General features: G+C 45.1%; 17 protein-coding genes and 1 tRNA gene. 16 read left to right on the forward strand and 2 right to left on the reverse strand.

Annotated features, from left to right (window positions below; genetic code table 11):
- The first annotated feature begins 94 nt into the window (after nucleotides 1-94).
- From GBV73_RS08900 to GBV73_RS08970, 15 genes are read left to right on the forward strand one after another with little or no spacing between them, the layout of a single operon-like run.
- Nucleotides 95-412 carry a Na+/H+ antiporter subunit E gene (locus tag GBV73_RS08900; protein WP_253910341.1) on the forward strand — a complete coding sequence of 106 codons (318 nt, stop codon included), beginning with the start codon at nucleotides 95-97 and terminating at the stop codon, nucleotides 410-412.
- 17 nt (nucleotides 413-429) lie between these two features.
- A complete protein-coding gene (locus GBV73_RS08905) occupies nucleotides 430-684 on the forward strand; it encodes a monovalent cation/H+ antiporter complex subunit F (RefSeq protein ID WP_232194596.1) in 255 nt (84 codons plus the stop codon).
- A complete protein-coding gene (gene mnhG / locus GBV73_RS08910) occupies nucleotides 681-1,037 on the forward strand; it encodes a monovalent cation/H(+) antiporter subunit G (RefSeq protein WP_152880850.1) in 357 nt (118 codons plus the stop codon). Before GBV73_RS08905 ends, mnhG begins: the two co-directional genes overlap by 4 nt.
- Complete coding sequence (locus GBV73_RS08915; RefSeq protein ID WP_042702585.1) at nucleotides 1,027-1,290, forward strand: hydrogenase subunit MbhD domain-containing protein; 264 nt, start codon at nucleotides 1,027-1,029, stop codon at nucleotides 1,288-1,290. The genes mnhG and GBV73_RS08915 overlap by 11 nt, the downstream gene beginning before the upstream one ends.
- The gene (gene mbhE / locus GBV73_RS08920) at nucleotides 1,287-1,562 is read left to right on the forward strand and encodes a hydrogen gas-evolving membrane-bound hydrogenase subunit E (protein WP_042702588.1); all 276 of its coding nucleotides are present in this window, start codon (nucleotides 1,287-1,289) and stop codon (nucleotides 1,560-1,562) included. Before GBV73_RS08915 ends, mbhE begins: the two co-directional genes overlap by 4 nt.
- Nucleotides 1,559-2,026, forward strand: coding sequence for an MnhB domain-containing protein (locus tag GBV73_RS08925; protein WP_042702591.1), 468 nt, complete (start codon nucleotides 1,559-1,561; stop codon nucleotides 2,024-2,026). The genes mbhE and GBV73_RS08925 overlap by 4 nt, the downstream gene beginning before the upstream one ends.
- Nucleotides 2,016-2,381, forward strand: a complete 366-nt coding sequence (locus GBV73_RS08930) for a sodium:proton antiporter (RefSeq protein WP_042702593.1) — start codon at nucleotides 2,016-2,018, stop codon at nucleotides 2,379-2,381. The genes GBV73_RS08925 and GBV73_RS08930 overlap by 11 nt, the downstream gene beginning before the upstream one ends.
- The gene (locus GBV73_RS08935; protein ID WP_152880853.1) at nucleotides 2,378-3,931 is read left to right on the forward strand and encodes a proton-conducting transporter membrane subunit; all 1,554 of its coding nucleotides are present in this window, start codon (nucleotides 2,378-2,380) and stop codon (nucleotides 3,929-3,931) included. The genes GBV73_RS08930 and GBV73_RS08935 overlap by 4 nt, the downstream gene beginning before the upstream one ends.
- Nucleotides 3,928-4,269, forward strand: coding sequence for a hydrogenase (locus tag GBV73_RS08940; protein WP_152880855.1), 342 nt, complete (start codon nucleotides 3,928-3,930; stop codon nucleotides 4,267-4,269). The genes GBV73_RS08935 and GBV73_RS08940 overlap by 4 nt, the downstream gene beginning before the upstream one ends.
- Nucleotide 4,270: 1 nt before the next feature.
- Nucleotides 4,271-4,717: an NADH-quinone oxidoreductase subunit B family protein gene (locus GBV73_RS08945; RefSeq protein ID WP_042702601.1), complete on the forward strand. Its 447-nt coding sequence runs from the start codon at nucleotides 4,271-4,273 to the stop codon at nucleotides 4,715-4,717.
- Nucleotides 4,714-5,274 carry an NADH-quinone oxidoreductase subunit C gene (locus tag GBV73_RS08950; protein ID WP_152880857.1) on the forward strand — a complete coding sequence of 187 codons (561 nt, stop codon included), beginning with the start codon at nucleotides 4,714-4,716 and terminating at the stop codon, nucleotides 5,272-5,274. Before GBV73_RS08945 ends, GBV73_RS08950 begins: the two co-directional genes overlap by 4 nt.
- Nucleotides 5,267-6,505: a nickel-dependent hydrogenase large subunit gene (locus tag GBV73_RS08955; RefSeq protein WP_152880858.1), complete on the forward strand. Its 1,239-nt coding sequence runs from the start codon at nucleotides 5,267-5,269 to the stop codon at nucleotides 6,503-6,505. Before GBV73_RS08950 ends, GBV73_RS08955 begins: the two co-directional genes overlap by 8 nt.
- Nucleotides 6,502-7,470, forward strand: coding sequence for a respiratory chain complex I subunit 1 family protein (locus tag GBV73_RS08960; protein WP_152880860.1), 969 nt, complete (start codon nucleotides 6,502-6,504; stop codon nucleotides 7,468-7,470). Before GBV73_RS08955 ends, GBV73_RS08960 begins: the two co-directional genes overlap by 4 nt.
- 1 nt (nucleotide 7,471) lies before the next feature.
- Nucleotides 7,472-7,930 (forward strand): 4Fe-4S dicluster domain-containing protein, encoded by a 459-nt coding sequence (locus GBV73_RS08965; protein ID WP_225807593.1) that lies wholly within the window; start codon nucleotides 7,472-7,474, stop codon nucleotides 7,928-7,930.
- 22 nt (nucleotides 7,931-7,952) lie between these two features.
- The gene (locus GBV73_RS08970; protein ID WP_152880862.1) at nucleotides 7,953-8,618 is read left to right on the forward strand and encodes a DUF72 domain-containing protein; all 666 of its coding nucleotides are present in this window, start codon (nucleotides 7,953-7,955) and stop codon (nucleotides 8,616-8,618) included.
- A 383-nt stretch (nucleotides 8,619-9,001) separates the two neighbouring features.
- Here the strand turns inward: GBV73_RS08970 and gyaR are convergent, their stop codons facing one another.
- Entirely contained in the window at nucleotides 9,002-10,006 is a 1,005-nt protein-coding gene (gene gyaR / locus GBV73_RS08975; RefSeq protein WP_152880864.1) for a glyoxylate reductase, read from the reverse strand.
- A 65-nt stretch (nucleotides 10,007-10,071) separates the two neighbouring features.
- Here gyaR and GBV73_RS08980 point away from each other — a divergent pair, with 65 nt between their 5' ends.
- On the forward strand, nucleotides 10,072-11,301 hold the full coding sequence (locus GBV73_RS08980; protein WP_253910342.1) for a PLP-dependent aminotransferase family protein: 1,230 nt from the start codon (nucleotides 10,072-10,074) through the stop codon (nucleotides 11,299-11,301).
- A gap of 86 nt (nucleotides 11,302-11,387) precedes the next feature.
- Here GBV73_RS08980 and GBV73_RS08985 read toward each other — a convergent pair.
- Nucleotides 11,388-11,475, reverse strand: a tRNA-Leu gene (locus GBV73_RS08985).
- Nucleotides 11,476-11,606 lie beyond the last annotated feature (131 nt).

The raw sequence follows: 11,606 nt of genomic DNA on the forward strand, positions 1-11,606 counted from the left end.
ACCCCTCAAACCTCCCTGCCAATGGCGAGGGGTTAACTCGTTGGAACCCTCGCCCTTCAGGGCGGGGAGGAGGTCAGTTTTTTAACCCAAAAAGATGGGTGCTTTTCATTATATTGCTTTGGGACCGTTCTTTTATGCCATGGCAAAAGCAAATCTCGACGTTGCCTACAGAGTTATAACAGGAAAAATAAGACCTGGAATCGTGAAAATATCCCCGGGATTAACGCGAGATGAAAGCAGAACCCTTCTTGCGAACTCAATAACTCTAACTCCCGGAACGTTTACCCTAGAAATTGACGATGAAGGGAACCTATACGTGCACTGGATTAACGTTCCGCAGGGAAAAGAGAAGCCGACTCCTGAAGAACTTTGTGGATACTTACCAAAATGGGCAAGGAGGATTGCAGAATGACACCTGAAAGTTTGTTTATGGGGGCGATGATACTTCTCTTCTTTTCAGCCACGCTGACAATGATGAGAATGCTACTTGGTCCAACAATTCCCGACAGAGTTGTAGCATTGGATGCTTTAACAACCACCACTGCCGGTGCCATGGTTCTCTATGGGGCGATAACAGAACAAGCCGTGATTATTGACGTTGCACTTGTCTATGCGGTCCTTAGCTATATCGCAACTCTGTATATAGCGAGGTACTTAGTAAAGAAGAAGGTGGGATTGGTATGATAGAGAGCATTCTGGCGATACTCCTTGCAATTGGAGTTGGGTTTAATCTACTGGCTAGCATCGGAATACTGAGATTTCCAGATGTCTATACGAGAATCCACGCTTCGACAAAATGCACTACCTTTGGAACGATTTTCATAGTCTTGGCAACCGTGGTGTATTCAATTTACAGATGGCTTCCAACCCATGATACAAGGTGGATTACAATAGGAATTCACTCGGCACTTGTAGTAATATTCTTGGTGCTAACAAATCCCGTTGGAGCTCATGCAATTGGGAGAGCAGCCCGAAAATCCGGGATAAGACCATATGGTGCGGTAATAGATGAACTGGAGGGATACTATGAACTTTGAAAACTTTTTCTGGGTTCTACAAATCTTCATTGCGATCGCCCTAATAGGGAGCTCAATAGCCGCAATCAGGTTCAAAAACTTAATTGCCGCTGTAATAGCAATGGCAGTCTTTAGTTTAGCTCTTTCTGTGGAGTTCTACGTTCTTCAAGCTCCGGACGTTGCTATAGCGGAAGCAGGTGTTGGAGCTGGACTTACAACGGCAATGTACCTCCTTGCCATCAAAAACACCACCGATGAGGAGGTGGTAGAATGAGGAGAGCGCTTGGATTATTTGCGTTCTTATCGTTCATAGTCTTCATTATAGCTGTGAACATAAGCCTGCGACCCTTTGGGGAACCGCCCCATACGGAGATGGACAATTATTTCATAGAGCATGCCCAAGAAGAAGCTTCAGCTAATAACGTCGTTACCAGTGTCGTATTCGACTACAGAGGTTTTGATACTCTAGGAGAGGCAACGGTTCTTTTTACTGCAGTTTCTGGAGTTCTGATGGCTTTAAGACACTATGGGGGGAAGGAGAGATGACAACCACAATCATAAGAACAACAACAAAAATTTTAGTGCCTCTAATACTGGTGTTTGGCTCGTATATCATTCTACATGGTCACCTAACACCCGGCGGAGGTTTTCAAGGTGGAGCTGTATTTGCAAGCGGTTTAGCTTTGCTGATAGTTGCAAATAACAAAGAAAAAGTCAAAGAACTCTTCAACAAGGTTCCGTTAAGCCAGTTGGAAAGTATTGGAGCTTTAGGATTTCTGGGAATTGGGGCATTAGGCTTTATGGGGTACACTTTCTTGAAAAATGTGATCGCAAACAGCGGATTCCTCTTTGGAGCTCCAACGCCTAAAGGGATTAATCCGGGCTATCTCAACACCGGCGGAACCCTTTCGTACCTCAACATTTTCGTAGGAACAAAGGTATTAGCTGGTCTAACGAGCATAGTCCTGATATTCTTCCTTATTCTAAGGAGGGAGAGGGATGAATGGTAGCATTTTTGTTAACTTCCCGTTCATCGTAGTTGCAGTGTTGCTCGCTCTTGGCTTTTACACGATTGGATTCAAGCGGAACCTCATAAAGGTTGTAATTGGCGTTGAAATTCTTGAAGGAGCAGTGAACATGTTCATTGTGGCATTGGGTTATGTAAAAGGTGGTTACGCCCCAATTTACACGCAAGCACCGCCCGAAGCTGTAGGAAAAATGGTTCTTCCGACCCCGCAGGCTCTGACTCTTACGAGCATAGTCATCGGGGTTGCTGTATCTGCTCTAATGCTGGCTTTTGCCGTTAACATCTACAGACACTATGGAACCCTCGACGTTACCAAGATAAGGAGGCTGAGAGGATGATCGAGCACTTGCCTGCCTTAATGATTGCCGTTCCTTTATTTGGGGCATTTATAGCACCTATATTTAAGAAACACTACAAGGGAGTCTCAATATGGGCAATTATAATAACCGGCATAACTGTAATACTCTCCCTCCTGCTCGCTAAGGAAGTTGTTACCGGGGGAATAATGGTCTACGTCTTTGGAGCGGATAAGCCGACCCTCGTGCTGCCTTCTGGTTACTCCGTACCAATAAGAATCATGTTTGAGGTAGATGCCATGGGCGCCTTTATGGCGATATCTGCAACGCTGATGAGTTTTGTGGGAGCTTTATACTCCTACAGTCATGTAGAGAAAGAAACAGGGCTGGAAAAGTATTATTCTTTATTAATGCTCCTTGAAGTGGGCATCCTTGGTATGGTGCTTACGGGAGATCTCTTTAATCTCTTCGTGTTCTTGGAGATAGCAGGTATAGCTGGATCTGCACTGGTAGGATTTAGAAACTATCGTGGTGAAGCAAGCGAAGCAGGAATAAAATACCTTATTGTTAGTGCTGTAGCGTCTTTAATGGTGCTCTTTGCAATAGGTATACTCTATGGACAGTATGGAAACTTAAACCTCGCATACATAGCTAGGAATATTTCCCTTAACCTAGTTGACATGATTGCACTTGGATTGCTCTTTACGTCATTTGCAATGAAATGCGGTGCCGTTCCAATGCACTACTGGGTGCCGGATGCATACACGGAAGTTCCAGCTGGAATAAATCCACCCCTCTTGGTAGCGACTTATGCCAGCCTTTATGCTCTCTTTAGAGTGAGCTTCACTCTCTTTGCAAACATTGTAGTAGATTTAGCAAGGGTAGGATGGATCATGTCTATCCTAGGAGTGCTTACAATGTTCATAGGCGTTACAATGGCTCTGGTGCAGAAAGACGTCAAGAGATTGATGAGCTATCACGCTATATCCCAGACCGGCTACATGCTTCTTGGCGTCGGCGTTGGTTTGACAGTCTTACATGATCCTTCAAAGCTCGCCGAGTTTGGAAGAGATGCTATGGCCGGTGGAGTGTTCCACATAATAAACCACATCATCTACAAAAGCTTACTCTTGATGACTGCTGGGGCTTTGTTCTACGTTACGGGAACGAGAAACCTTAATGAGATGGGAGGCTTGGCTAGGAAGATGCCGGTAACTACGATAAGCTTCATGGTGGGAGCTGCTGCAATATCTGGCTTGCCTCCGTTTAACGGATTTGCGAGCAAGCTTCTCATATATGAAACATCATACCGGCTCAATCCACTCCTAACAGTTTTTGCGATGGTTACCAGTGTTTTAACTCTGGCTTCGTTCGTTAAGGTGTTCGCATCAGCTTTCCTTGGTCCTCCGCTGGAAAAGTTCGAGAATACCAAAGAAGTTCCCAGACCAATGATAATTGCAATGATAATCCTGGCAGCACTTTGTATAATCTTCGGTCTCTTCCCGAACATAGTACTTGACAAGCTTGTTTACCCTGCTGTTGATGCGTTGATTAACTTTGCCCAATACCATAGCTGGGGTGGTCTGGCATGAGCTTTACACTTACTACCCCTTCTGGATTTTGGAACCCCATTTTATGGCTGGTATTCTTAGCCCTCTTTAGCATAATTGCTTATCTGATATACTCCAGAGGAAACCCCTCGTATAAGAAAGACACCGAACAAATAAAACCCTATCTGAGCGGTAACCAGGAGCCCACAAAGGAAAAGATTCAGGTAAAGGCAGGAGACATCTACTGGGGCTTCATTGAGGCTTTGAAGGAGTATTACAAAGTACTCCAAGCAATCCATACCGGCGACATGAGAGACTACATTTTGTGGTACCTCGGCGTTGGAGCCATAATAACATTCATACTAATTGGAGGGGTGTAATATGGGCAAACTGACTAATTTTAAGCGCTCTCTCTGGGTTTTCCATGCTTCAGGAGGTTCATGCAACGCTTGTGATATTGAAATAATAGCCGCGCTTACCCCAAGATATGATGCGGAGAGGTTTGGAATAAAGCTTGTAGGCTCCCCGAGGCATGCGGATGTCTTACTTGTCACAGGAGCTATTCCAAGAGACTTTGCAGACAAGCTTAGGCGTATCTACGAACAGATGCCCGACCCAAAGGCCGTTGTTGTAATAGGAAACTGCGGAACCACAGGCGGTGTCTTTTACGACTCTTACAACATAGCTGGTCCAATAGACGAGATAATACCCGTGGACGTCTACATTCCCGGATGTCCTCCAAGACCAGAGGCAATAATAGACGGGATTGTAAAAGCGTGGCTCAAAATTGAGAAGCTTGAAAAGGAGCTGGAGGGAGAAAAGAAATGACACTAAAAGCTGAAGAAATTCTTGAAAGATTGAAAGAAAGGCTTGGAGATGCCATACTAAGCTATGAGATAAAAGAATATAAAATGGGCGTCAAAAAGCCCAGAACTTATCAGGAAATCTGGATGGAAATTAATAGAGATGCATTCAGGAAAGCAATTGAAGCAATCTTTGAAATAGACTATCCACATCTACACTTTATTACCGGAGAAGACGTTGGCGAAGCACTTACGATGATATACTCCTTTGGAGTCTTCCATTCTCATCCATGGGGTGAAGTAAGCATAGTGATGAAATTGAGCCTCCCGAAGGATAATCCGGTTCTTCCCACTATAACAGACCTCATGATCGGTGCAGAGACCAACGAAAGGGAAATCAGAGAAATGCTTGGCATTGAGTTTGAGGGGCTTAAGAACAAGAGGCATCTCTTTTTGCCTGACGACTGGTCTGAAGGGAAGTATCCGTGGAGGAGAGACGAGTATGGAGTGGAAGATATGATTAAACACACTCACAAGAGTGTGAGAGAAATTAGGAAACAACGGGGTGAGCAGAATGGCTAAAACAACTTATTACATCCCCGTTGGTCCAATTCATCCAGCCCTAAAAGAACCGATAAGAGTGGAGGCAGAGGTTGAGGGGGAGAAAATAGTAAAGGTTGATGTTAAGAGGGGCTTTGCCCACAGGGGAATCGAGTACATGGGGATGAAAAGGAACGCAATACAAACTTTATACCTCTCGGAAAGAATATGTGGAATATGCTCAATATCTCATCCATATGCATTTGTCATTGGCAGCGAAAAGGCTTTAGGCATTGAGGCTCCTCCAAGGGCTCAATACATAAGAACAATAATAGCCGAGCTTGAAAGAATTCACTCGCACATCCTCTGGCTCGGAGTTATAGCGCACGAGATAGGCTTTGACCCGCTCCTCTTCTGGACGTGGAAGGGGAGGGAAAAGGTTCTCGACATTCTCGAGGCTATAACGGGTAACAGAATAAACTACGCAATGTACATGATCGGAGGAGTTAGAAGAGACCTCAAAGAGAGCCACATTAAAGCTTTGCGGGACATGATAACCTATTACTGGGAGTTCACGGAACACATGAAGGAGGTCTTCTTGTCTGATCCGGTTTATAAGGCGAGGACGAGGGGGGTAGCACAGCTCTCAAAGGAGATGGCGTTGAAGCTCAACGTGGTTGGACCGACAGCCAGAGCGGCAGGAATTAGAATGGACGTTAGGCAGGATATTCCCTATGATGCATATGCGGATATGGATGTTAAAGCAATTGTTCCTCAAGACATAGTGGGGGAAGCAAGGGGAGATGCTTACGATATCACAATGGTGAGGCTTTACGAGATTGAGCAGAGCCTGGATATAATAGAATTCTGCCTTGACAACCTTCCGGAAGGGAAGATACTTGCAATTCCAAACTACGTGGCGTTACTCAATAAAATCAAAAAAACCGAGGGAGAAGCTATTGGAGCACATGAAGCTCCAAGAGGAGAGGTTATCCACTATCTCAAGTACGATGGAACTAGAGATGGTCCTGCAGTATGGAAGGTCATAGCGCCGAGTTACAACAACATAAACTCCTGGGCTCCATTGCTGCTTGGGGCAGAGGTGGCAGATATTCCAGTGGTTGTGGCATACATAGACCCATGTATGTGCTGCAACGATAGGGTGGCGGTTGTGGAGGATTCAAGCGGCAGGCTTCTGGACTATTCTTATCTGCACAAGAAAGCCGTAGAAAAAACCAGAAAACTTGAAAAAGAGCTGGGGGTGAGGAGATGACCCCCGAAACCATTTTCTACGCTATAGGAATGCCGATAATAGGGGTGCTTCTTGGACTGGTGTACAAAGGTATTGATAGAAGAGTATCTGCAAGAATGACGTCAAGAATAGGGCCCCCAATAAGACAGCCCTTCTGGGATGTGGGTAAGTTACTCCTTAAAGAAACCGTTGTACCGGAAAACGCGGTAAGGTGGATTTTCAACGCAATGCCTATCCTGGCATTTGCTTCATCAATGACTCTCCTCCTTTATATCCCCTTCGGCATCTTAAGGGCACCTTTAGAAGGATACGGTGATCTGGTAGTAATCTTATATCTCTTAACTCTTCAGGCACTTGCAATGGCAATCGGTGGATTTGCCTCGGGAAGTCCGTTTTCTTCAGTGGGAGCACAGAGAGAAATGGTTCTAATGATGAGCTACGAAATGCCCTTTGCAATAGTTATAACGGGCTTTGCTCTAATTTACAAGAGTTTTTCATTGAGCACAATAGCCTCTACTCCCGTATGGAGCATTGTAGGTCCTTTGGGAGGATTGGGTGTTCTATTGCTCTTGATAGCATTCCTATGGGTAACCCCAGCAGAGCTTGCGAAGCTTCCGTTTGATATAGCCGAGGCTGAAACTGAAATAGCAGAAGGTATGCTTGCCGAGTACAGCGGAAGAAACCTTGCTTTGTTCTACCTTTCAGATGCAGTTAGGGGCTTTGCCATGATAGCCTTGGAGGTAGTTTTATTCTTCCCCTTCACATTGAGCTACCTGTTTGGCTTGAATCTTTCGGGAGCCGCTCTCTATATAGCTGAAGGTCTGTGGTTCCTCTTTAAAGTGCTGGTGCTTTATATTCTAGCGGTAACGCTGGTCAGGACATCCTTCGCAAGGTTCAGGATAGAGCAGGCATCGAGGATCTTTTGGGTATACGTGAACATAATAGCCCTGCTTGGAGTGATATTGATATGGGCGGAGGTGATGTGAAGTGCCAACAAAAGCAATGTTCCTAATGATAAAACAGATGCTTCAGAGGCCGTTTACAAATCCATTTCCGGTAAAGCACGCTCCAAAAGATGTGACATCGCTTGTTGAAAAGATCCAAAAAGGAGAAGTAAAGATACACCCTCCAGTTCCTGTTCCAGAAGGATTTAGGGGGAAGCTGCACTACGATCCCGAGAGATGCATTGGGTGCAGGCTGTGTATAACGGTATGCCCTGCAAACGCCATGGAATGGATTCCGGAGCTTAGGAAAATAAGGCACTATGTTTCCCGTTGCATGTTCTGTGCCCTCTGTGTGGATGTGTGTCCGGGCAAAAAGTTTCCGGGAGAGGAGAAGGCTGTAAAGGCACTATCTATGAGTGATGAATTCCTCATTGCCGACTACGACAAATACAGCGACAACCTTATAGAGGAACCACCTGAGGCTAAGGAAAAAGGTATTTAATTACCTTTCTTTATTCTTTATCATGATACTCGTCGGAACGTGTGGTTTTTGTGAAGGCAAGAAGAGGTATTTTGAAGACTTCAGCACTGTAGAGGTTCAGCAAACTTTTTACAAGATCTTGCAGGAAAAGACCCTCCAAAAATGGAGAAAAGAAGCCCCAGAAGATTTTGTGTTTTCTATTAAGGCATTCCAGGGTATAACACATCCTCCCACTAGCCCCACATGGAGAAGGAGCAACGTAAAGCCATCCAGAGATGTGGGATTGTTAAGACCTACAAAGAAGGTTTTTAGGTACTGGGAGCTTACACTTAAAGAAGCTGAGGCGTTGGGAGCAAAGTTTATTCTGATTCAGCTCCCCAAGAGTTTTAAAGAAAATGAAGAAAGCTTTGCTAATGCAGAAAAATTCTTTAAGCAGATAGAAAGGAGGGATTTTGAAATTGCAGTTGAACTTAGAGGTTGGAGTGAAAAGGGAATAGAGAAATTCGTTAGGGAGTTTGATCTCATCGATGTCACAGACCCTTTGATACGAGAGCCCCTCCATAGAAAGAGAATTAACTACTACCGTCTTCACGGAAGTTATCAAGAAGGGAGGATAATATACAAACACAAATACAGTGAGGAAGAGTTAAGGGAGATGGCTAAAAAGATCAAAGAGTGGGATAGAGGAGAGAGTTATGTTTACTTTTAAGGCGAAACTCTTTTAAACTTTGGGATGTAGTAAGGCCTCGGAGAGGCCACCGTAAAACAACCCGATGAGACGAGGGGTTTCACGTTACCACTCCGCTTGGAGTGGTTGACGCCGTAAGGCGTCCTCTAAAAAACCGCCTTTGAGCGGTTAAAAACTCTGGTGGGTGGCCTCTGAAACGATAACCCCAATCCGACTCTGGCCGGTAGGGGTAACGGGCCCAAGACCGGGCCTTCGGGCTGAGCCGAAACCGGCAACGGGAGTAGGCAATGCGCCCGTAAACCGAACCGCCAGTGGCGGGGGGTTAACTCGTTGGAACCCTCGCCGTTCATGGCGGGGAGGAGGTCAGTTCAACAACGTCTGTATGTGCGATGATGCTAAGCGTTTTATTCAAATCCTGGTTTTCTAATTTTTACAACTTCTTTATTAACAATGTTCGGAGGAATTTCCCCTTTAGCGAATGCTATTAAGTTCTTTGCAACCAGCTCTGCCATTCCCTCTCGTGCTTCATGAGTTGCGCTGCCTATGTGTGGGGCTAAAACAACGTTCTTCAACTTGAAAAGCTCCTCGTTATAGTAGGGTTCTTCCTCGAAGACGTCCAAGCCTGCTCCAGCGATCCAGCCTTCTTTTAATGCTTTGATTAGGGCATTTGTATCGACAACTGCCCCTCTAGAGGTATTTATGAGAATTGCATTGGGCTTCATAAGCTTGAGCTCCTTCTCCCCTATCAGATGGTAAGTTTCTTTGGTTAGGGGAACGTGAAGGCTTATAAAGTCGCTCTCTTTCAAAAGGGTTTCAAAGTCTACATATTCTGCATCAATTTCTTTTTCTGCCTCCGGTTTGCGAGTTCTTGAGTAATAAATGATTCTCATCCCGAATCCTCTAGCTCTCTTTGCCATAGCCTGACCAATTCTTCCAAACCCCACTATCCCCAAAGTCTTTCCTTTCAGCCCATATCCTAAAAACATTAGCGGATGCCAGCCGACTTCGCTTTTCTTCCATTCGCCACTCCTCACAAAGGCATCAGCCTCTACAATTCTCCTCGCAACCGATAGAAGAAGGGCAAATGCAAGGTCAGCCGTTGCATCCGTAAGGACTCCGGGGGTGTTTGTAACGTATATTCCTCTTTTTGTAGCCCCTTCTATGTCTATGTTATCATAGCCGACTGCATACTGGGCTATTATCCTCAATCTGGGGGCGTTTTCTAGCAGCTCCTCGTCTACTTTGTCAGTCACAAGAGTCACCAGGGCATCGACCTCTCTGACTTTCTCTAAGAGCACTTCCCGTGGAGGTGCTTTTGGATCCTCCCAGAGTTCTATTTCGTAGAATTCTTCGATCATCTTAATTCCATTTTCCGGAATTTGTCGGGTTATGAACACTTTAGGCTTCATGGCATTCCCCTTCTAAGATAAGGGTCAAAACGTATAAATACCTTTATGAAGATTAGTTAATGGTGATGTGGATGGATTATACCAAATATCTAGCCGGAAGGGCGAATTGGATTAAGGGCTCCGCTTTAGCTGAGGTTATGAAAAAGGCTTCAGAACTTCAAAAGAAAGGAATGAAATTGATTTCCCTCGCGGCTGGAGACCCAGATCCGGAGTTAATCCCAAGGACAGCCCTTGGAGAAATAGCAAAAGAAGTCCTTGAAAAAGAGCCAAAGTCTGTTATGTATACTCCAGCAAATGGAATCCCGGAGCTTAGGGAAGAACTGGCAAGGTTTTTGAAAAAATATGATCATTTGGAAGTTTCTCCAGAAAACATTGTTATTACAATAGGAGGAACCGGAGCGCTGGATCTCCTTGGAAGGGTTTTAATAGACCCTGGAGATGTCGTGATAGCAGAGAACCCCTCTTATATAAACACCTTGCTGGCATTTGAGCAGCTGGGAGCCAAAATTGAGGGAGTCCCAGTTGACAATGACGGTATGAGAGTGGATCTGCTGGAGGAGAAAATAAAGGAGCTTAAAGCTAAAGGGCAGAAAATTAAGTTCATCTATACCATCCCAACCGGTCAGAATCCGATGGGCGTCACCATGAGCATGGAACGCAGAAAAGCCCTGCTTGAAATTGCATCTAAATATGACCTCTTAATAATTGAAGATGCCGCTTATAATTTCATGAGATATGAGGGAGGGGATATAGTACCCCTAAAGGCTCTGGACGATGAGGGAAGAGTCATTGTGGCAGGAACGCTTAGCAAAGTCCTTGGAACTGGATTCAGAATTGGATGGATAATAGCCGAGGGAGAAATCCTCAAAAAGGTTCTTATGCAGAAGCAGCCTATTGACTTCTGTGCCCCAGCTATTTCTCAATACATCGCTCTGGAGTACTTAAAGAGGGGCTATTTCGAGAAGTATCACCTGGAAGGGGCACTCCTAGGTTATAAAGAAAAGAGGGACATCATGCTGAAGGCTCTGGAGGAAAACCTGCCGGATGCAGAATTTACAAGGCCAATAGCGGGAATGTTCATTATGCTGTTCTTACCAGAAGGAGCGGACGGAATAGCCTTCGCAGGTGAACTAATGGAGAAGAAGGGAGTAGTGGTAGTCCCAGGAAAGCCGTTCTACACAGATGAAAGTGGAAGAAACGCCATAAGACTTAACTTCTCAAGGCCAAGCAAGGATGACATTCCGGTAGGAATTGAAAAGCTTGCTGAATTGTATAAGGAGAAGTTCCGCCCATAATCTCTTTTCTCTTTTTCTTAATGTCTCTTAGCATCTTATACCTTATACTTTGTCTTGGAATTTTTTCAGAAGAGTCAGAAGTCTTTTGGTGCGGGGGCGGGGATTTGAACCCCGGAACCCCTACGGGACGGGACCCTCAATCCCGCGCCTTTGACCAGGCTCGGCAACCCCCGCAAGAGCGCCGTTTATTTCTCTTCTCAGTTGGTTTATAAATTTTTCTGTCCCTTCGGGCGTGTTTAGTTTCACCCCCTGTTATTTAAACAGTATTTGACTCTGAGGAGGATTTTCAGACCATAACACATTAC

The sequence above is a fragment of the Thermococcus sp. 101 C5 genome, from assembly GCF_009372125.1.
Classification (GTDB): domain Archaea; phylum Methanobacteriota_B; class Thermococci; order Thermococcales; family Thermococcaceae; genus Thermococcus_A; species Thermococcus_A bergensis.